The 22085-nt window shown below is 47.3% G+C and carries 16 protein-coding genes; 7 read left to right on the forward strand and 9 right to left on the reverse strand.

What is annotated here, in order from left to right; translation table 11 throughout:
* The first annotated feature begins 206 nt into the window (after nucleotides 1-206).
* From acnB to RH89_RS11135, 7 genes are all read left to right on the forward strand, one after another.
* On the forward strand, nucleotides 207-2804 hold the full coding sequence (gene acnB, locus RH89_RS11105) for a bifunctional aconitate hydratase 2/2-methylisocitrate dehydratase (RefSeq protein ID WP_004401908.1): 2598 nt from the start codon (nucleotides 207-209) through the stop codon (nucleotides 2802-2804).
* A 176-nt stretch (nucleotides 2805-2980) separates the two neighbouring features.
* Nucleotides 2981-3349: a YacL family protein gene (locus RH89_RS11110; RefSeq protein WP_004401909.1), complete on the forward strand. Its 369-nt coding sequence runs from the start codon at nucleotides 2981-2983 to the stop codon at nucleotides 3347-3349.
* Between the two features lie 223 nt (nucleotides 3350-3572).
* The gene (gene glnK, locus RH89_RS11115; protein WP_004401910.1) at nucleotides 3573-3911 is read left to right on the forward strand and encodes a P-II family nitrogen regulator; all 339 of its coding nucleotides are present in this window, start codon (nucleotides 3573-3575) and stop codon (nucleotides 3909-3911) included.
* A gap of 18 nt (nucleotides 3912-3929) precedes the next feature.
* A complete protein-coding gene (locus RH89_RS11120; protein ID WP_004401911.1) occupies nucleotides 3930-5159 on the forward strand; it encodes an ammonium transporter in 1230 nt (409 codons plus the stop codon).
* Nucleotides 5160-5330: 171 nt separating this feature from the next.
* Nucleotides 5331-6344 (forward strand): Fe(3+) ABC transporter substrate-binding protein, encoded by a 1014-nt coding sequence (locus tag RH89_RS11125; RefSeq protein ID WP_004401912.1) that lies wholly within the window; start codon nucleotides 5331-5333, stop codon nucleotides 6342-6344.
* A 255-nt stretch (nucleotides 6345-6599) separates the two neighbouring features.
* Nucleotides 6600-8222 carry an ABC transporter permease gene (locus tag RH89_RS11130; protein ID WP_004401913.1) on the forward strand — a complete coding sequence of 541 codons (1623 nt, stop codon included), beginning with the start codon at nucleotides 6600-6602 and terminating at the stop codon, nucleotides 8220-8222.
* Complete coding sequence (locus RH89_RS11135; protein ID WP_004401914.1) at nucleotides 8222-9250, forward strand: ABC transporter ATP-binding protein; 1029 nt, start codon at nucleotides 8222-8224, stop codon at nucleotides 9248-9250. Before RH89_RS11130 ends, RH89_RS11135 begins: the two co-directional genes overlap by 1 nt.
* A 189-nt stretch (nucleotides 9251-9439) precedes the next feature.
* On the opposite strand, the gene RH89_RS11140 is transcribed toward RH89_RS11135, so the two are convergent.
* The 9 genes from RH89_RS11140 to RH89_RS11180 all read right to left on the reverse strand — a co-directional run bounded on the left by RH89_RS11140 (nucleotide 9440) and on the right by RH89_RS11180 (nucleotide 22064).
* Nucleotides 9440-10852 (reverse strand): phosphoglucomutase/phosphomannomutase family protein, encoded by a 1413-nt coding sequence (locus RH89_RS11140; protein WP_004401915.1) that lies wholly within the window; start codon nucleotides 10850-10852, stop codon nucleotides 9440-9442.
* A 78-nt stretch (nucleotides 10853-10930) separates the two neighbouring features.
* Nucleotides 10931-13336: a glycoside hydrolase family 94 protein gene (locus RH89_RS11145; protein WP_004401917.1), complete on the reverse strand. Its 2406-nt coding sequence runs from the start codon at nucleotides 13334-13336 to the stop codon at nucleotides 10931-10933.
* A 79-nt stretch (nucleotides 13337-13415) separates the two neighbouring features.
* Complete coding sequence (locus tag RH89_RS11150) at nucleotides 13416-15335, reverse strand: beta-N-acetylhexosaminidase (protein WP_004401918.1); 1920 nt, start codon at nucleotides 15333-15335, stop codon at nucleotides 13416-13418.
* Nucleotides 15336-15340: 5 nt separating this feature from the next.
* Entirely contained in the window at nucleotides 15341-16225 is an 885-nt protein-coding gene (locus tag RH89_RS11155) for a glucosamine kinase nucleotide-binding domain-containing protein (protein WP_004401920.1), read from the reverse strand.
* A complete protein-coding gene (locus RH89_RS11160; RefSeq protein ID WP_004401921.1) occupies nucleotides 16222-17958 on the reverse strand; it encodes a glycoside hydrolase family 9 protein in 1737 nt (578 codons plus the stop codon). Before RH89_RS11160 ends, RH89_RS11155 begins: the two co-directional genes overlap by 4 nt.
* 66 nt (nucleotides 17959-18024) lie before the next feature.
* Nucleotides 18025-19017 carry an ABC transporter ATP-binding protein gene (locus RH89_RS11165; RefSeq protein ID WP_004401922.1) on the reverse strand — a complete coding sequence of 331 codons (993 nt, stop codon included), beginning with the start codon at nucleotides 19015-19017 and terminating at the stop codon, nucleotides 18025-18027.
* Between the two features lie 46 nt (nucleotides 19018-19063).
* A complete protein-coding gene (locus tag RH89_RS11170) occupies nucleotides 19064-20047 on the reverse strand; it encodes an ABC transporter ATP-binding protein (RefSeq protein WP_004401924.1) in 984 nt (327 codons plus the stop codon).
* Between the two features lie 2 nt (nucleotides 20048-20049).
* The gene (locus RH89_RS11175; protein WP_004401926.1) at nucleotides 20050-21075 is read right to left on the reverse strand and encodes an ABC transporter permease; all 1026 of its coding nucleotides are present in this window, start codon (nucleotides 21073-21075) and stop codon (nucleotides 20050-20052) included.
* Between the two features lie 2 nt (nucleotides 21076-21077).
* A complete protein-coding gene (locus RH89_RS11180) occupies nucleotides 21078-22064 on the reverse strand; it encodes an ABC transporter permease (RefSeq protein WP_004401928.1) in 987 nt (328 codons plus the stop codon).
* Nucleotides 22065-22085 lie beyond the last annotated feature (21 nt).

A 22085-nucleotide genomic window follows, 5' to 3' on the forward strand; every position in this document is an offset into this window, starting at 1 on the left:
TGCTATGTTGGTCAAAATGATAAGATTTTAATTTTAAGTTAAATTTGCTATTCTCCACCCCACAGTTTGGCCCTATGCCGCTGTTGATTATTAAGAATCAGAATAAGACTATTCATAATAAAAGCGGCAAGGCAGCCAAGTTTTTCCAAGGATGTTTGCACCTCTTGATCACAAGGGAGGTCAAACCGCAATGAGAGGAATGAGTCGTGCTTGAAGCCTACCGTAAACACGTCGAAGAGCGTGCCGCAGAAGGAGTCGTTCCAAGACCCCTTGATGCTGAACAAGTCGCAGGACTTGTAGAATTATTAAAAAATCCGCCCGCAGGCGAAGAAGCTTTCCTAATTGATCTTCTAGAAAATCGTATCCCACCTGGCGTAGATGAAGCCGCTTACGTTAAAGCTGGATTCCTTACCGCTATTACCAAAAATGAAGTTACATCCCCATTGGTTAGCCGCGAGAAAGCCGCTGAGCTATTGGGTACGATGCAAGGTGGTTACAACATCGAATCGCTGGTTTCTCTTCTTGATGATGCAGATCTGGCGCCAATTGCTGTTAAAGCACTTTCTCATACACTTCTTATGTTCGACGCGTTTTATGACGTTGAAGAGAAAGCTAAATCTGGCAATGCTTCCGCTCAGCAAGTACTTCAGTCATGGGCTGATGCTGAATGGTTCCTAAGCAAGCCAGAGCTAAAAGAAAAAATCACACTTACTGTATTTAAAGTAACGGGTGAAACCAATACTGATGACCTGTCTCCTGCGCCGGATGCATGGTCTCGTCCTGATATCCCTGTTCACGCTTTGGCTATGCTGAAAAACGAACGTGAAGGTATCAACCCAGATTCTCCGGGAACTATCGGTCCAATTAAGCAGATTGAAGCACTGCAAGAGAAAGGTCACCAGCTTGTTTACGTCGGTGATGTTGTAGGTACTGGTTCTTCTCGTAAATCCGCAACTAACTCCGTACTTTGGTTTATGGGTGACGACATCCCTAATGTGCCAAACAAGAAAGCGGGTGGTTACGTACTTGGCGGTAAAATTGCCCCTATCTTCTTCAACACAATGGAAGATGCAGGCGCACTGCCAATCGAAGTGGATGTGACTAAGCTGAACATGGGCGACGTTATCGACGTTTACCCATTTGAAGGTAAAGTTTGTAACCATGAGTCTGGTGAAACGCTGGCTGAATTCAGCCTGAAAACAGACGTATTGATTGATGAAGTACGTGCTGGTGGTCGTATCCCTCTTATCATTGGCCGTGGACTTACTGACCGCGCTCGTGAATCTCTGGGTCTTGAGTCTTCAGACGTATTCCGTCGTCCCGTTTCAGCCGCCGATACTGGTAAGGGTTACACCCTTGCTCAGAAGATGGTGGGTAAAGCGTGTGGCGTAGAGGGTATTCGCCCAGGCACTTACTGTGAGCCGAAGATGACAACAGTAGGTTCTCAGGATACAACCGGTCCTATGACTCGAGATGAGTTGAAAGACTTGGCGTGTCTTGGTTTCTCTGCAGACCTAGTCATGCAGTCATTCTGTCACACATCGGCGTACCCGAAACCTGTTGATGTGAACACTCACCACACACTGCCTGATTTCATCATGAACCGTGCGGGTGTTTCTCTTCGCCCTGGTGATGGTGTAATTCACTCATGGCTAAACCGTATGCTACTTCCTGACACTGTTGGTACGGGTGGTGACTCGCATACTCGTTTCCCTCTGGGTATTTCTTTCCCAGCTGGTTCTGGTCTGGTTGCTTTTGCTGCTGCAACAGGCGTTATGCCTCTTGATATGCCGGAATCGATTCTGGTTCGCTTTAAAGGCGATATGCAGCCAGGTATCACACTGCGTGACTTGGTACATGCCATCCCTTACTACGCGATTCAGCAAGGTCTTCTGACTGTTGAGAAAGCAGGTAAGATCAATGAGTTCTCTGGTCGTGTTCTTGAGATCGAAGGTGTTGAACACCTGACGGTTGAACAGGCATTTGAACTGTCAGATGCGTCTGCAGAACGTTCAGCGGCGGGTTGTACCGTTAAGCTGTCTCAATCGTCGATTGAGGAGTACCTGAACTCGAACATCATCATGCTTAAGTGGATGATCTCTGAAGGCTACGGCGATGTGCGTACCATCGAGCGTCGTATCACAGCAATGGAAGAGTGGCTGGCTAATCCAGAGTTGATGGAAGCTGATTCTGACGCAGAATACGCCCACGTGATTGAAATTGATCTTGCAGAGATTAATGAACCTATCCTGTGTGCGCCAAATGATCCAGATGATGCTCGTCTACTGTCTTCTGTACAAGGCACGAAAATCGATGAAGTATTCATTGGTTCTTGTATGACCAACATTGGTCACTTCCGTGCAGCCGGTAAGCTTCTTGATAAGCATAACGGTCAGCTGGATACGCGTTTATGGATTGCACCACCAACGAAAATGGACCGTGACCAGCTTACAGAAGAAGGTTACTACGGTATCTACGGTCGTGCGGGCGTTCGTATCGAAACTCCAGGCTGTTCCCTGTGTATGGGTAACCAGGCACGAGTTGCAGACAAAGCGACAGTAATGTCCACATCAACGCGTAACTTCCCTAACCGTTTGGGTACAGGTGCAGACGTGTTCCTAGCCTCTGCTGAGCTAGCCGCAGTTGGTGCGATTCTTGGTCATATCCCTTCTAATGAAGAGTACCTGGAATACGCGAAGCAGATTGATGCGACAGCAGCGGATACGTATCGCTACCTGAACTTCCATAAAATGGATCAGTACACCAAGAAAGCAGATACGGTGATTTTCCAAGAGCCAGCATAAGCTTAAGGAAATTCTGATATCTAAAGCGCCCCAATCGGGGCGCTTTTTACTTTCCAATCTCACTATCGCATCACTCACTTCCTCTTTATTTTCTAAAATTAGAATTAGGTGAGCTTCGCCTCTCTATCAACTAAGTGATACACTCCGCTTCCTCTGAAATTTGCGGGTAACAGACAATGGAATACCAATTCACTAAAAACAGCTTAACGGGTGACTACATGGTCAAGTGCAGCATGGGGCATGAGATTGTGGGACGCTGGTTGCAGGAAGAAGTGAACGCTCAGCTCAGTGTAATTGATGGTATTCTGCAGCGACTCGAATGGATGAAGGAAGGTCAGCATCATGAAGATAAAATCGAAGGTCGTGAAATCAGCGTGTTGATCAATCGCGATGAAGTGGTGATTCAAGAGAATGGAATCGAGTTCGAACAGGAATGCGCTGAGCCCGATATGTATCTTTATGAAAGTGAAAGCAGCGCAGCTTGTGGATTTGAAGACTTTGTCGAATTAGTAAAAGCTTGGAAGGCGTTTGTAACGTCATACTAAATAAAGCGTTTAGGTCTTCATTCTCAAAATACTCACCATTTTGGGGAAAGATATGAGCTCTGCTTCAAATTTGGGAAGAGGATGCACAATTTTTGTGCATCCTCTTTTTTCATTTTACAACCTCTACTTCTTAAATCCCTTTAAATCATTGAGTTAGGTTTTTGGCACGCTCCTTGATTGTTGCTTATGTGTTAACGGATTACACCATTTTAGAGAGGACGTGATGAAACTTATAAATGCCATTGTTAAGCCATTCAAACTCGACGATGTAAGGGAAGCATTATCTGATGTAGGTATTGAAGGTATGACGGTTAGCGAAGTGAAAGGCTTCGGTCGTCAGAAAGGTCATACCGAGCTATACCGCGGAGCCGAGTACCAAGTCGATTTTCTACCAAAAGTAAAATTAGAAATTGCCACACAGGCAGAAAACGTAGACCGAGTAGTAGAAGCCATCACTAAAGCCGCCCACACCGGCAAGATTGGTGACGGAAAGATTTTTGTTTATGACCTTCACCAAGCGATTCGTATTCGTACTGGTGAAATGGATTCTGAAGCACTTTAAGGGATTGGGGATATTATTATGGAACTATCAGTAACAGTAGCTGAACTCAGATATGCACTAGACACCTTTTTCTTCCTCATTTCAGGTGCATTGGTTATGTGGATGGCAGCGGGCTTTGCCATGCTAGAGGCGGGGCTTGTACGCTCTAAAAACACCACAGAAATTTTAACGAAAAACGTGTGCTTGTACGCGATTGCCTGTACCACATTCTTGCTTGTGGGCTACAACATTATGTACGTTGATAATGCAGAAGGGGGCTGGTTACCATCCTTTGGTGCCTTGATTGGTACTCAGGGTGAAGGTGCCGATCACTCACTTGAGTCCGACTTCTTCTTCCAGGTAGTGTTTGTTGCAACTGCGATGTCCGTTGTATCCGGTGCAGTCGCTGAGCGAATGAAGCTTTGGTCTTTCCTAATCTTCTCAGCCGTCCTGACTGCCTTTATTTACCCAATGGAAGGTTACTGGACATGGGGCGGTGGTTTCCTTGCAGAAGCAGGTTTCAGTGACTTCGCTGGCTCAGGTATTGTTCATATGGCTGGTGCCGCAGCAGCGTTAGCGGGTGTGGTTCTTCTGGGGGCTCGTAAAGGTAAGTACGGAAAAAATGGTGAGATTTATCCAATCCCGGGCTCAAACATGCCTTTGGCAACGCTTGGTACATTCATCCTATGGTTTGGCTGGTTCGGCTTTAACGGCGGCTCACAGTTAATGGTTTCAGACTTTGAAAACGCAACAGCGGTAGGTCAAATCTTCCTGAACACTAACGCAGCGGCAGCAGCAGGTGCAATTGCAGCACTGCTAGTGTGTAAAACAACTTGGGGCAAAGCTGACCTGACTATGGTGCTTAATGGTGCATTGGCTGGTCTAGTTGCCATCACTGCTGACCCGCTATCTCCTTCTCCGTTAGTGGCTGTTGGTATCGGTGTAGCGGCAGGTGCGCTTGTTGTATTCAGCATTGTTGCGATGGACAAAGTGAAAATCGATGACCCAGTTGGTGCGATATCAGTTCACGGTGTATGTGGCTTGTTTGGTTTGATGATGGTGCCTGTCAGCAATGCAGATGCGGCTTTCTCAACTCAGCTATTGGGCGCAGCGGTTATCTTTGGCTGGGTCTTCGGAGCAAGCCTGGTCGTGTGGTATGTACTGAAAGTAACTATGGGTATTCGAGTTTCTGAAGAGGAAGAACTGGAAGGTATGGACATGCACGATTGTGGTGTCGGTGCGTACCCTGAGTTTGTCTCAGTGAAGTAATATAAGATCTGAGACGAAACAAATCGTTACTAAATTTAATGATAGACCTGTCAGAAATGGCAGGTTTTTTTGATCTTGATACAGAATGGATGATTGTCAACCGAAGGAGTTTGAATATAATAAGGCGACTGATAAACATTATCATTATTGCTTTCATAAAGGACTAAAACGATGAAAAAACTGCTGACTCTTTCAGCCATCGCGTGTGGTGTTATTGCTCCTTCTGCTATGGCCGCTGAAGAAGTGAACGTATACTCTTACCGTCAGCCTTTCTTGGTTGAACCAATGTTTAAAGAGTTCACTAAAGAAACGGGTATCAAAGTAAACGTTAAATTCGCTAAAAAAGGTCTGGCTGAAAAGCTGGCTCAGGAAGGTGAATACAGCCCAGCAGACGTTATCCTAACTGTAGACATCAGCCGTCTTGCAGAACTGTCTAAAAAAGGTCTAGTTCAGCCAGTAAACAGCGATGTAATCGAAGCAAACATTCCTGCTCAATACCAAGACGACAATAACGAGTGGTTCGGTATCACGACTCGTGCTCGTAACGTTTACTCTTCTCGTGACCGTGTTGGTAAGCTAGGCGAAGACTTCACTTACGAAGATCTAGCTAAGCCTGAATTCAAAGGCAAAATCTGTACTCGTAGCGGTAAGCACCCTTACAACGTATCTCTAATCTCTTCTATGATTGCTCACAAAGGTGAAGCGGCAACGAAAACTTGGCTAGAAGGCGTGAAGGCAAACCTTGCACGTACTCCACAAGGTAACGACCGTGCACAGGTTAAAGCGATCAAAGAAGGTCTATGTGACGTTTCTCTGGGTAACAGCTACTACCTAGGCAAGATGGTAAACAACGAAGAGCAAAAAGCTTGGGCTGAAGCGGTTTACATCAACTTCCCTAACCAAAAAGCAGCGGGTACTCACGTAAACATCAGTGGTATGGCTATGGCGAAACACTCGCCAAACAAAGCAAACGCTAAGAAACTGATGGAATTCCTAACGAAAGACAAAGCTCAGTCTATGTACGCTGAAGTTAACTTCGAATACCCAGTTAAAGCGGGTGTTAAGCGTTCTGAGCTAGTTGCTTCTTGGGGTGACTTCAAAGCGGACACTATCTCGCTTGAAGAAATCGCAGCTAACCACTCTAAAGCGATCAAACTTCTAGACGAAGTTAAATTCGATCTGTAATGCGAAACATTTGCTCAATCTCTTAGGTTGAGCATATGGTTCTAAAGCCATCATAAGCAGTGTAGATAGTAGTAACTATAAGATGTTACTTACTTCTTTCATTGTTAATGATGGCTTTGTTAGTTTTTAGGGATTGAAAAGCAAAATGAGAGTCGTTTTGATATACTTTCCTAAATACCATGTTTTCTATTAGGGATATAAAGTGTCTTGGCGACAGGAGCCTCGCATTTTGTATTGCTGTAAAGTCGCTGGGCAATGAAAGAAAATCATACCACTTGGAAAGTCGGCAGCTGGAGTGTGGCTGGGCTGTTGGCGCTACCGATAATCGCCATTTTTTATATGTCCATCGGTGAATCGGAAATCTTTCCACATCTGATGAGCACAGTACTGCCAATTTATATTGCCAACACCATTAAACTGGTCACCGGAGTCATGCTGTTGTCACTGTTACTGGGGGTTCCCAGTGCCTGGCTAATGGCCATGTGTAAGCTTCCGACCGAGAGAATTTTGCAGTGGGCACTGGTGCTTCCATTGGCAATGCCCAGCTATATCGTGGCATACGTTTACACCGACTGGTTTGACTTTCCCGGACCTATTCAAATGCTCCTCCGTGATCTTACGGGGTGGGGACCAGGCGAATACTGGTTTCCAGACATTCGAACACTCACTGGTGCAGTCATAGTTCTGGCACTGGTTCTTTACCCTTATGTTTACCTGCTCGGGCGAGCAGCGTTTATGGAGCAGAACGTTTCTCTGCTTCAGTCTGCAAGATTACTTAAGTGCTCACCTCTGACGAGTTTTTTCAGAATCTCTCTACCTTTAGCCAGACCTTCTATTGCTGTTGGGCTTTCTCTGGTGGCGATGGAAACCATTGGCGATTTCGGAACTGTTAATTACTTTGCTGTTCACACATTAACGACCGCGGTTTACGATACGTGGCTCGACCATTCGGAGCTTTCAGCCGCAGCAAAAATCTCATCCATCATGCTGGTGGTAGTGGTGCTACTGATCAGTGCCGAGCGATACAGCCGCCGCCGTCAGAAACTTTTTCAGTCCCAGTTTAATAGCCATGAAGACGTACGTTACGAGCTGCAAGGCTGGAAAAAGTGGGCGGCGCTCACCTGGTGTTGGGGGCTGGTTGCCGTTGCGTTTGCACTTCCTCTGCTTCAACTCGGTTCTTACGCCTATACTTATTTTGCTCAGAGCTGGACGGAAGAATTTCGCCAGTACTCCATTAATAGCTTGCAGGTTTCTTTGTCTGCCGCGGTGATAGGTGTGGCTGTCGCTTTGGTAGTGAATTTCTGCCAACGCGTTAATCCCGGTCGCAACAGCGTCATGTCGATGCGATTTTCCTCCATGGGATACGCCGTTCCTGGGACGGTTCTCGCCATAGGTGTGATGACGTTTGTGACCCGAGTGGAGCATGGCATCAATGATTTTGCTAAATGGATGGAGTGGGCACCTCCGGGGCTGTTCTTTTCCGGCTCAATGCTTGCACTGATTTTTGCCATGGTTGTACGTTTTTCCGCTGTGGCGATTGGCAGCATCGAAAGCAGCATGAATAAGATATCGCCTTCTCTCGATATGGCGACTCGCACCATGGGGTGCAATGCCAACGAGATGCTGAGAAGAATTCATTTACCGCTGGTACGTCGTGGTGCGTTGATCGCTGGTCTTCTCGTGTTTATTGAATGTATGAAAGAGCTTAATGCCTCTTTACTGCTTCGCCCATTTAACTTCGAGACGCTGGCGACATACGTGTATAACTACGCATCAGACGAACAGCTAGAGCTGGCGGCAATGCCAGCCGTTTTATTGGTACTTGTGGGACTTATCCCCTTGATTATGGTTAACCGTTCACTGGAGCAAAATCACTGATGAGTTGCGCATTAACTATTGAAAACCTGACGTGTAAGTACCAAACGCAGACGGTGCTGGAATCATTATCCCTCACCGTTCAGCATGGCGAGATCGTTTGCTTACTTGGTGCCAGTGGTTGCGGAAAAACCACCTTATTGAAAGCCATTGCCGGGTTACTTCCTCTTGCTAGCGGAACCATGACACTCAATTGCCAGACCATAGATAACGGCAAGGACTGGATCCCGCCAGAGAAGCGAAATATTGGCATGATCTTCCAGGATTATGCGTTGTTTCCTCATCTAACCGTTGAGCAGAACGTTGGGTTTGGGTTACGTACTGCGAGCGAGAGTGAAAAGCACGCAAAAGTGCAGGAGATGTTGAAGCTAGTCAAACTGGATGAATTTGGTGATCGGTTCCCGCATCAGTTATCAGGTGGTCAGCAACAGCGTGTGGCGATAGCCCGTTCACTGGCGTACAAGCCAGATCTTCTGCTTTTGGATGAACCATTTTCTAATATCGATACGCAAGTTCGCCATGAATTGATCCGCGAAATTCGTAAGATCTTTAAGGCACAGGGAGTGACCGCGATCTTTGTGACCCATAGCCGTGAAGAAGCCTTCGCGTTTTCCGACAAAATGGCGGTGATGAACAACGGTGTTATCGAGCAGTTTGGCAGTGCCTCAGAACTGTATTACCAGCCATCCAGTAAGTTTGTGGCAGATTTTCTTGGAGGCGGCAGTTACCTACCAGCCAAGCGAGTGTCTACCGATAAATTTGATACCGCGTTCGGAGTGTTAGGTGCGCTAGCGCAAGCAGAGATTCATGTCGATCAAGAATGTGAGCTGTTATTAAGACCTCAGCACATCAAGGTTAGCGCTGCAGATGAAAGCAGCATACAGATCCTGGAACAGCAGTTTATGGGCGATCACTGTCGATATGTGATTGAGGCTAATGGAACTCGCCTTATCGCCAGTTCTTCTGAGGCTCTGGATATCAACCAGAAGGTCAATGTACAGATTGAATCCGATGGCGTGTTAGCGTTTTAATACCAGCTACTTACCACGATTGGTAGAACATCAATCTGAGAAGAAAAGAGAAAGCCCAGCAAACGCTGGGCTTTGATTTTGGACCTATAGGGGTATATCACCAGTCTAACGGCGAACACTGAATAGTGACTAGCTATTCAGTGCGTCCAAAACACTTTATACAACAATTGTGACAATTGTTTTGTATGATTAAAGAGAAAGGAATGCTTTTACTTGTGCCACAGCGGCTTCAGCGCTTTCCTTGTCTTCCATTTCAGAGAAGATTCTCAGCAGAGGTTCTGTCCCAGAGAATCGGGCAATGACCCATCCGCCATTTTTGAAGTAGACCTTAGCGCCATCTTCATAACTGACTTTCTCAATTTCAAAATCGAAATCGGGCAGTTGCTTCTCTACATAAATCTTGTTGTACAACGCTTCTTTTTGCGCAGGCTTAAATGTGCAATCGCCCTCTGCTGTATAAGCGTAGCCATACTTACCGTAAATTTCATCCAAAAGCTCAGAAAGTTTCTTTCCTGTGACGCTTACCATCTCAACCAGTAAACTTGATGCAAACACACCGTCTTTACCTTTGATGTGACCACGAATGGTCAAGCCACCTGAACTTTCACCACCGATAAGTGAGTCGTCGGCTTCCATTTGAGAACTGATGTGCTTAAAGCCTACAGGAACCTCAAAGCTTTTCTCGCCGTGATCGGCTGCGATTTTGTCTAGGATATGCGTGGTCGCAATGTTACGAACCACAGAGCCTGACCAACCTTTGTATTTCAGCAGGTAGTAGTAAAGCAGCATCAGCACTTCGTTCGGATGAATGAAGTTACCTTTTTCATCAATGATGCCTAAGCGGTCCGCATCTCCATCGGTACCAATGCCGATGTCATAGCCTTCTGCTGCCACCAAGTGTTTTAGGCGATACAGGGTTGCCGCACTAGGTGATGGCATTAAACCGCCAAAATCGGGGTTTTTACCATCATTGATTACGTCTACATCACAACGACCGTTGATCAACACCGTCTGAAGTGCGTTTTTGGCTACGCCGAACATTGGGTCAATCAATACGCGCAGATTGGCTTTTTTGATTGCTTCGATGTCGATGAAGTTAATGATGGAATCGACAAACTCATTCATTGGGTTAATTTCAAGAATGGTCTTGTCTTCTACCGCTTGTTCAAAGTCGACGCTCTTAACATTTTCTAGAGTCAGATTCGCAATCTGTTCTTCGATCTTCTGCGTGATGATTTCATCCGCATCGCGACCGCCTTCAATGAATACCTTGATGCCGTTGTAATCTGCCGGGTTGTGAGATGCTGTAATACACGCTGAGTAAGCACATCCCATTTCTTTGGCTTTGAACATCACAATTGGGGTAGGGACAAACTTGTTGATAAAGCTAACCGTAATACCATTGGCTGCCAATACTTCGGCAAACCAATGACCAGCTTTATCGGAAAGGAAGCGACGGTCGTAACCGACGACAAATCCTTTGTCTTCCACCTTCTCGTTTAACATGATATTGGCAACGGCCTGAGCCACTAAACGAACATTGTTTTTAGTGAACTCTTCACCGATAAAGGCGCGCCAGCCACCTGTACCGAACTTAATCATATTAAAATCCTATTTCTCTCCGTGGCTCACAATGAACCAAAATCAAAAGGGTGGGAGAAAACCTCCCACCAAAAAAAGTTAGCCAAGGACAACAACAACGTCGTTTACGCTGCCTTCAGCCAGAACAGGGATAACGCCGTCAAACGCTTCGCCATTTACAGTAATAGATTTCACGCCTTTGCTGACAGAATCAGGGTTTTGTACCGAGATGTTGTACGTAGCGCCACGCCATTGACGAGTCACTTCAAAGCCCGGCCAGTCTGTTGGGATACAAGGATCGACCGTCAGACCTTCGAAGCCAGTTCGAACACCCAGAATGAAGTTGGTTACGGCAAAGTAAGCCCAGCCAGACGTACCTGTTAACCATGGGTGGTTTGCACGGCCGTGATCCTGATGGTCACGTCCCATAATGAACTGTACGTATGAGTATGGTTCAGCGATTCGTTTCTCGATGATGTCGTTCTGGTTGTACGGGTTCAGTGCGTCGTAGAACTTCATTGCACGGTCACCACGACCCAGTTTCGCTTCTGCTACCCATGCCCATGGGTTCGGGTGAGAGAAGATAGCACCGTTCTCTTTTACGCCTTGGTAAACACGAGTCACGAAGCCAATGTCATCATTCGGTGTTGCGAATGATGGAGCGTTTAGGTGCAAGCCATACTCAGAGAACAGGTTCTCATCAACCGCGTCCATTGCTTTCTCGCCACGTTCTTGAGAAACCGCACCAGAAAGTACTGCTAGCGTGTTTGACTCTAGGTGGATACGACCTTCAGTTTGTTGCGCCGTACCAATCTTGTCGCCGTTCTTCGTCAGACCACGGATGTACCAACCACCCTCGTCGTCCCAAAGGTGCGTTTCACACGCTTCGCGAACGTTGGCTGCCATTTCGGTGTACTTGGCTACGTCTTCATTTGCGCCACGGTATTTCGCTAGGTCAATGAACTCTTGTAGAGCCCAGAAGTGTAGGAACGACACCATTGAAGACTCACCGCCGCCAAGGTTCAGACAGTCATTCCAGTCTGCGCGCAGCCCTTTACAGATGCCTGTTTGACCTACATATTCCGCAGAGAAATCCAACGCCGCTTTCATGTGCTCGTAAACTGTGGCTTCACCGCCGTCTGCGTATGGGATGACTTCGTCAAAGAAGTTCTCTTCACCAGTTTCCATCACGTACTTACAGATGGTTGGAACCAACCATAGGTGGTCGTCAGAACAGGTGTCTTCGATTCCGTGAATCTTGTCTTCGTCAGATGGAGTCGGAACGACTGTTGGTGACTTAGAAGGTTCAACGTCTGCTTTTTCAGGATCGAACCAGTCAGGATCGAACAGGTGCAGACCGTAGCCAGCTTTCACCTGACCGCGTAGGAGATCCACAAGACGTTTGCGAGTCATGCCTGCGTTTGAGTGAGGAACCGAAATCGCGTCCTGCGCGGTATCGCGGTAACCCAGACCAGTACGACCACCCACTTCGATGAAAGAAGCAAAGCGAGACCAGACTACACAGGTTTCTGCTTGGTATAGGGTCCAAGCGTTGATCATGGTATCCAGACCTTCGTTTGGCGATTTCACCTGGAATTTCGCACAGCGCTCATCCCAGTGAGCTTTGATACCCGCAAATGAAGCGTCAACTTCGTTAAGATCCTGGTACTTAGTACGCAGGCGCTCACCGTTGCCTTTACCAATACCCAGAATGTAGGCAAAACGCACTTCTTCACCAGGCTGGATAGTGAACTGCTTATGCAGAGAACCACAGTGGTTGTAACAGGTTTGAGCCGTGTTAGAACATTTGCCATTTTCTACAGCGATCGGGTTAGCTTCGTCACGGTAAAGACCTAAGAAGCTATCGCGCTGACCGTCGTAAGAATCCGGAGAGAAAGTGGATGCCAGGTAGTAGAAACCTTCAAAATCGTTGGTGTTGTAGTACAGGTCGTACTCAATCACGCCATCTTTATATTCAGTGCCTGCTGAGTACAGAGACATTTGGTGGTTCTGATTATCAGACTGGATATGGCTGAAAGAAAACTCAACAAATGAGAACGCACTGATCGTACGAGGTTTGTCTGAGGTGTTCTTGATAACCACATCCCAGATCTCGGCATCTTCGCCTTTTGGCACGAATAGCGTTTTGGTTGCCGTAATGCCTGCATACTCACATTTGAATTTAGAGTAAGAAAGACCATGACGAACTTCGTAAGTCGCTTCATCAAGGCTTTTTGCTACTGGCTGCCATGAAATTGACCAGTAGTCACCCGTTTCGTCGTCACGCAGGTAAACGTAATGTCCTGGGCGATCGAACGTTGCGTTCGGGCGGAATTTTGTCACGCGGTTGTATTCCGGTGAATTGTAGAAAGAGTAGCCGCCTGCATTGTGAGAAATAACAGTACAGAACTTTTCCGTTCCTAGGTAGTTTGTCCATGGCGCTGGTACGTCTGGACGCGTAATGACATATTCACGATTATCGTTATCGAAATAGCCGTATTTCATGGTTCTTTCCTTTTAAACAAACTGCGAAGGAGTGCAGTAAAAACTAGTAATTCCGTGACCTGAGCAGGCTCGGGTCTTGTTATTCTTGCCAGGGCGAACGGTAGTTCACTCCCAGGCGTTGCCAATGTGGCAAATGTCCTTTAAGTCTGGATAAGTAATCCAGCCAGTTACGATCTTTAGCCTGACTCCAGCACACTTCTGCCAGTGCAGTGAGTCGCGGGAATACCATGTATTCGAGTCGGGATTGGTTAGTGACTTTTTCACACCAAAGCGCACACTGCACTCCCCAGATCCTTTGGCGAACAGGATCGTTTTCTGAGGCGGAGCTCAGAGGTTCATACTGGTAAGCCATCTCAAGAGGTACAGGATTTGCCCAGTCCACTCCCGGTTCTTCTGGCGCATAGTCTTGGGTCATATCAAGGTAAGTGGTTTGCGCTGGTTGCAGCACAACGTCAAAGCCTTGTTGCGCGCATTGCAACGCAGCTTCTTCGTTCATCCAGGCAAAGATAACGGTGTCTTTAGACACTTTGTTTCCGTGCTTGGCTTCTTCCCAACCGAGCATGCGCTTGCCCAACGATTTCAGTTTGCGTTCGGCATGGCGAAGTAAATGACCCTGAAGCTCAGAAGCTTCCGTGTAGCCGTGCTCTTTCATCATCGCCTGACATTTAGGGCTCTCCGTCCAGACATTTTTAGGAACTTCATCAGCACCTATATGAACGTATTGTGATGGGAACAAACCCGCGACTTCCGTCAGAACGGTATCTAAAAATTGGTAAGTACCATCTAAAGCAGGAGACAGTACGTTGTCGTTGTAGTTCTGAATACTCAGATATTCAGAAGAGTCTTGTGGATCAACCAGTAATTCAGGTAAGGCTTTGATTGCCGCTCGGCAGTGACCCGGAATATCAATTTCTGGAATAACGGTGATCGATCTTGTCGCCGCGTATTCGATCACTTCTTGCACTTCTTCCTGTGTGTAGTAGCCACCATAAGTTTCAGACAGATGGCTGTACTGAGCATCGTTCTGCGTTTCTGGTCCACGTTTGGAACCAGTTTGAGTCAGTTCAGGGAAGGCTTTGATCTCTAGTCGCCAGCCTTCATCATCGGTTAAATGCCAGTGAAAGTAGTTAAACTTGTAGTACGCCAGATGGTTGATCAGCTGTTTGACCTGAGCCACGCTGTGAAAGTGTCTGGCGCAATCCAGCATCATTCCACGATAACCATAGCGAGGGCTGTCTTTAATGGTAATGCTGGGCAGTGTGCTACTGACTTTTTGTGCTGATATTAGTTGAAGCAAAGAGGCGCAGGCATGAACGAAACCCGAGCGTGAACCGGACTCCAGCGTAATAGATTTCTCGCGAATTTTAAGGCAGTAGTGCCCTTTATCCAGAGTTGGATTACTGCGAAATACGATGTCACCCTGCGCATTGTTCTTTAACGAGATCCCTGTCAGCGACTGTACTTCCTGCTTTAGCCATTCAACAGCATTGCTTGCCAGAGTGCTGGTGACGTTAAGACCGGATGCATCACTCAGGGAGAAGTAACCGTCTTGCGCCGTAAAGCTTGCAGGCTTTGGAATAATGGCGAAATCAGCTGCTTCAACCTGAGGGATGGATTCACGTTTTTTGTATGGCGACATCAGCGCGATTGGCGTGATATCGACCGTTAGGTTCTGAACGCTATCACCATCACGAATTTCTAAATACGCATCATCGATACCGTCCGCCAAGTAGCGAAACGGTGAAGTATTCACGGAGAATTCAATGTAGTAATGATGATTGGCCGACAGGCTTTGTTCGACGTTTGTAGAGAGCACACAATGGCTACCCACTTGATCGATGACACCTTGACTTAAGGTGTCCGCAAGGATGTATCGATCTAATGAGAAATGCAATGCCCAGCCAGACAAATCCTGATCACTGAGGTTATGCAAAGTCAGCCCGAATCGGGATACTCCATTTTGCTCTGATAGCACAGCAAGATCGACACGATAATTCATAGTCTCTACCCTTGATTGAATAGGTTATGCTCAGGTTTGTTTGCCATCATGATGCCGCCTTCAATCGCATCATGCTTAGGGGCTACGATCCATTCTTGGACCGGAGGGGAAAGCCATTTCACGATGCGTTCAGCAATGCTGCCCATCAGCGAAATTTGTGTTGCCCCCTTCTTATTCAGAGCAATCAAAAACATTTCGATGTCGGCTGCGGTTTGCTTAAGCATTTTGATGCCCAAAGCATCGCCCTGTTTCGCGTGTTCAAAAATGGCAGGTGAGAACTGACCGTAGTCACGAGGCTTCGCCGTTTTCGACCAGGCCACAATATTGTCGACATTGTTGTCAAAATGGGTCATGACGTGTTCTGCCAGAGCGGTCTTAGGAACAATACCATCCTCTGCCAGTAGCACTTGCTGAATCAGGCTCAGACCCATTACTGCGCCGCCACCTTGATCCGATATCGGAAATTCGCGACCTCCAACCACATGCTGTTGCCCGTCTTTGAGCAAAATGCCGCAAGAACCCGTACCAGCGATCATGATGGCTCCGTTTTCACCGTTATGCGCACCAAGACATGCACCATAGGCATCTGTGTTTAACACCACACTGGCGAACGGGTGGGGCAGTGCCATAAAGTCGTGCCAGAAAGATTCCTGTTCAGCTCCTGCTAACGCCATTCCAAGGTGCATACTGGCGAAGTCTGATTCACTCAATCCACCTTGTCTGGCTGCTTCAGATACCGCAGTCACAATGGAATCCATCGCCAGTCCAACGCCTAACATGATGTTGGCGCTGCCGCTTTTGGCTTCTCCAATCAAGTTGCCTTGCTCGTCTCTGATTCGCGCTCGGCAAGAGGTGCCGCCGCCGTCAATCCCGACCAAATATTGCGTCATTGATTTGTGTCCTGTGTTTGAATTTTGTCCTGCGTTTGAGTAGTGAACTGCGACATGGTTGCGAGTAGGAACCACGCACCATGAGGGATCCACTGTTCACCCCATCGCCAGTTCTGCATCATGTCGTCTTTTTGCCCCGGAGGGTTAAAAGCAATGTCTTCTTCGTCTTCAAAGCCACCAGTAATGCCATTACAGACGCCACCTTTGGCATTAAAGAAGCCGTATTGTGGAAGGTAGTCAGGGTTGTTTTTGCCATGACCGTCTAGCATGCACATGTCATAAGGGTTCAGACCGACAATCCAGTCTAAACAGCGTTGTGCATATTGCTCGGCTTTAGGCAGTAAAGATTCATCCAAATATGGCTTCGCCAGATAGATCATGCTTGCCAGTGATCCCAGGCGGGCATTCTCACCCTGCCACCAGTAGCCCGTTTCGTTGTCATGCGCGACAAAGAAGGCATCGCGCTTTTCTCCGTTTACGGATTTCACATACTGACGAGGGTAACCAAACGGGTTGGCTGTATCGTGAGTGATGGTCAGTTCAAATGACACGGCTTTATTGACCACCGCACGAATTTTGGATTTCTGAGATTCGCGTCTTTCGACGGCAAGATATTCACAAAGAGCAATCACAGGTAAACCTGCTTCTGCTGCGTGATAGTAAGGTCGGCTGCCATCGTCGGTAGCAGCCCAAAAATGTTCAAAGCGTGCATCGGAAAGTTGGCGAAGTGACAGGCGGTTTGCCCACATTTGCCCTTCCGATAAGTAACACTGCTCGCCGGTTGAGCGGTAAAGCTCAACACAGGCTAGCAATGCACAATACTCATCAATGATGTTCTCTTCACCATCATTGAGATACTGAGTATTGTACTCCTTTAAGTGCCAGTAACCTTTTTCCGCTGCCTGCAAGTATTGCTCTTGTGAAAATTCTCCACAAACATCGAGCCTTGAAGCCGCGGCTAAAGCTGCAATTGCGATTCCGCCACCCTGACGAAAACCAGCTTGGTAGTCGTCAGATTTGTGACCGTCCTGCGTTGCGTAGGCACAGATCTCCCGTTGTTTGACGTCCTTGCTCCATTTGTCAAAGACAGTCATATAAAAGAAACCCTCCGGGTGTTGCATACGGGCTAAGAAGTCAGCACCGAACAGTGCTTCTTCGGTTAGCCTCACCCGAGAATACGTTGCAAAGTCAGAGCGCTCCTCCACTAACTCTAGTCCTTTCAACATATTCCATACGACCATTGGAGTTTGTTGAGGGTTTAAAAAATTGGCGTAAGACAGGTGACTCAGATATTTACTTACATCACCTGACGCGTCGTACCATCCACCGCGAACGTCGACAGTTTTGTCTGAGTTGAGGAGGGGAATGGTGCGATCCTGTTTCTCATAAATCCCGCCACAACGTTGGGATTTAAAGTAGTGCAAAACATCCGAGAAAGTGGTGTTCATCAACACCCCTTCACAAATGTCAAAAGGAGAAGATTGCAGCTCGTTGACTCTTAATACATAGCGTCCTTCGACTGCGAATTCCGAAAAGTCGATTTCGCAGAACAGCCCCTGGTGCCAGCGGGCGACTTGTGTTGGCTGACCAACATCAAAAGAAGCCACGACTTCATCAGAATCTACCCTGACCAGTTCAGCTTTACTGCTTTCAGCCAATGCTTCGCTGATACATAGCACTGCGTGCTTTGTACCTGACGTTTCGTAGCCTATCTGGTTAGTTAAGAGTTGCATGGGGTTCTCCCGTAAAAGTACATCTGGGAGGCACAAATCTGTGCCTCAAATTTAGCTTGAGTATATTTATTCGTACAAATAACAACGCACAAAGTGGTTGTCAGACAGTTGAGTTACCGCTGGCAGCTTTTCACGACATTTGTCTGAAGCGTGAGTACAGCGACCAGAGAACGGGCAACCAACAGATTCAGGTGTCCACAATGGGATCTCACCCTTATTGCCTTTCAATTTTTCGTGTATCGATTTCTTAGGATCCGGTACTGCGGATACCAATAGCTGGGTGTAAGGGTGCTGAGGATCGTGAATGATTTCTTCCGTATCTCCCCATTCCACCATGTGACCCACGTACATCACGGCAAGATCTTCGGCGATGTAACGCGCCGTAGCGATATCGTGCGTGATGTAAAGCAGAGACATCTGCTTTTCAAATTTCATTTCTTCCATCAGGTTTAAAACACCTGCTCGGATAGATACGTCCAACATGGACGTTGGTTCATCGGCGAGAACCACTTCCGCACCGACAGCAATATTTCTTGCCAGATTAACGCGCTGACGCTGACCGCCAGACAGCTGATGCGGGAATTTTTGTGCGGTTTCCTTTGGTGGAATTAACCCCACTTGCTCCAGAAGATCGTACACACGCTCTTCGAGCTCTTTTTTATTGCCGGACGTGACTTTTTTGTGAATCAGCAACGGGCGAGCAATATGGTGGAAGATATTGTGCGTTGGGTTCAATGAACCAAACGGGTCTTGCCATACCATCTGGACGCCTTCGCGGTAGTGCATCAGGTCTTTTCTGTCGTTGATAGACTGAATGTCACGACCTTTGTATTCGATAACGCCTTCAGTTGGGGCGTACATTTTCGCAATCATTTTTGCCGTAGTGGATTTGCCTGAACCAGACTCTCCAACAACCGACAGACCGCGGCTTTTATACATTTTGAATGACACGTCATTAATGGCACGCATCATAGGTTGGTTTAGGGCGTTACTGTTGATAGGGAAGTCTTTTACGACGTTCTTTCCTTCAACTAGCAGTTCGCCAAAATCTTTGCTCATAATTGTCTCCAGTTTCTCTTTTTCGCTTTTTTATTTTTTATTGGCTCTATGCTTTGGCCGTAGCGATTGGTTGACCATATAAATGGCAGTTAGAGAAGCGGTTTGGTTCTATTTGACGCAGTGATGTTGCTTGGGTAGTACATGCTTCGTGTACTCGTTCGCAACGCGCCTGAAAACGACACCCGGTTGGAACTTCCAGTAGGTTCAACGGGTTGCCAGGAATACCAGTTAACTTGGTTTTTGGACCAGTTAATGGAGGGAACGAACTTCCCAGCCCTTTTGTATAAGGATGATATGGGCTTTCCAGAATTTCTTTCGAAGGCGCTACTTCAATCAGTTCACCGGAATACATGATGCCAATGCGGTCAGAGAACTCGACCATCAGTGACAAATCGTGAGTAATGAACAGAATTGAGAAGCCGAACTCTTCTTTGAGCGCGTAAATCTTTTGAAGGATCTCGCGTTGTACAACAACATCAAGCGCGGTGGTTGGCTCATCCATAATGATCATTTTTGGATTGAGTGCCAACGCGATAGCGATAACCAGACGCTGACGCATACCACCAGAGAACTGGTGTGGGTAGTCGCTTAGACGGCTAGGGTGAATATCTACGATTTCCAGTAATCCTTCGGCACGGCGTTTTGCCTGCTCTCGGGTCATGTTCGTGTGACGCATAATTACGTCACAGAACTGATCTTCCATTGTAAGGACTGGGTTGAGCGCGTTCATCGCGCTCTGGAACACCATAGACATCTCACTCCAGCGGAACGCTTGCATGCGTTCGTCGCTATATTGAAGGATATCTTCGCCATTGAAGATAACCTCTCCGCCAGTGATAAACGCTGGCGGCTTATGAAGCCGCATCAGCGAAAAGGCAACGGTGGACTTACCACAGCCTGACTCTCCAGCCAGACCAAAGACTTCACCTTTACCAATATCAAAGCTTACGTTGTTACAGGCGCGGACATCGCCCGCGTCTGTAATGTAGTCAACGCATAAGTTGCGGATGGAAATGAGTGACTCAGTCATAATTATTTATCTCCGCTCCATAGTGCATTTTGTGGTGGCAATTCTGGCTCGCGTTCTTTCTGGTCTTGAGCGTTCAGTTTCTTCCAACGCTTCATACCTTTGTGTGAACGTAGCTGTGGGTTAGCAATTTCGTCGACAGCGAAGTTAAGCAGGGCAAGACCTGTAACCAGCAATGTCAGAGCCATACACGGTGCGACTAGTTCCCACCATGCGCCAATCAGCATGGATGATGAGGTCTGTACGTTGTACAGCATGATGCCCCAACTGATGGTGCTCGGGTCACCAAGACCTAAGAACGAGATAGTGGCTTCCATCATGATGGCGTACATAACCGAACCGATGAAACTTGCCCCTACGATAGGGATTAGGTTTGGCAGAATTTCTACGAAGATGATTCTCCAGGAAGACTCGCCAAGTACCTCTGCGGCTTTAACAAACTCTTTTTCACGCAGTGCCAGGGTTTGGGAACGAATTACCCTCGCACCCCATGCCCAGGAGGTGCATCCCACAATAATGGCAATAGTCAGCGGACCGGCCTCTCCAATAAAGGCAGCAAGCACAAACAGGAGTGGATATTGTGGAATAACGAGCATGATGTTCATGGCAGCCGTCAGGATGTCGTCGACCCGACCACCGAAGTAACCTGCCGAGATACCAATGATGGTAGCCAGGAAGCACACTGTGATACCTGCACCAAAGCCAACAGCCAGTGATACACGTGCACCGTGAGCAAGCTGAGACCAAACGTCACGACCCATACGGGTTGTGCCCAGTACGTGATCGGCTTTCTTGGAAAGCAAAAGAGTACGGCGGTCAGTTGCCAGGTTTTCAGCGATCCAGCCATCAGGGTTGTTCTGAGCGGCTTTTACAACGAAACCTGGGTATTCATGTGGCTTACCAGTACGTTTGTCTGGTACGTGCTTAGTGATAAGTGGTGCTGCAACCGCAATAAAGATAAACAGGCTTAGGATAATTACACCGATTAACGCAACCGGGTTACCTGCAACTAATTTAGCGAAACCTTTCATAATTATTTGCCTCCCTTACGTAGGCGAGGGTCTAGAACTACGTACAACATGTCGGCAACCAGGTTAAAGAACAGCATGAATAGCGTCATAATAAGCAGTTGCCCCTGAAGAACTTGGTAATCACGCGCGTGAATCGCATTGAATAGAACCGAACCAAGACCCGGGTAGTTAAAGATGATTTCGATGATAAGCTGACCACCGATCGCCATACCAAGTGACATAGACAAAGCCGTCACACTTGGAAGCAAGGCGTTACGTGCTGCGTAGTTGAATACCACGCGGTTTTCACTCAGACCTTTGCCCTTCGCCATCGTGATGTAATCTTCGGCAAGCAGGTTGATCATGTTGTTACGCATGTTTACCAGGAAGCCACCGATTTGGACTACAGAAGCACAGAACAGTGGTAGAACAGCGTGGTAAGCAGCGTCTTTATAAAACGCCCAGCTTGTCCAGTCCGGTGTTGTACCTGCGGTGTAAGCGTAACCTGTTGGGAACCATTTCAGACCGATTGCGAAAGTAAACAGTGCCAGCATCGCGATAACCACCTGAGGTACTGCCTGAATAATCAGCATACCTGGAGTGATGAAAGTATCGTAACGGCTACCGCGTTTCCAAGCCGCGAAAATACCTAAAATTGAACCGATAGAGAATGAAAGAACTACCGCTGTACCCGCTAGGAATAGAGACCAGCCAAACGCACTGCCAAGCAGCTCGTTTACGCTAAGAGGATAAAACTGAATAGAAGTGCCCAGTTCCCAGCTTAGAATGTTCTTCATGTAAGCTACGTACTGAACGAACAAGCCGCCATCTACGAAGCCCAGAAGTTGTTTCATTGCTTCAATACGTTCAGGTGTTACCTGAACTGAAGCGTTAGCGAACATCATGGTAACAGGGTCACCTGGCATTGCTCGCGGAATGATGAAGTTCAAAGTGGCTGCAACTAACAGCGCAATAAAGTAAAACGACAAACGTCTTAAAAAATATCCCATAACTTATACCTTACTCACCCA

The sequence above is a fragment of the Vibrio nigripulchritudo ATCC 27043 genome, assembly GCF_000222685.1.
In the GTDB taxonomy this organism is placed as follows: domain Bacteria; phylum Pseudomonadota; class Gammaproteobacteria; order Enterobacterales; family Vibrionaceae; genus Vibrio; species Vibrio nigripulchritudo.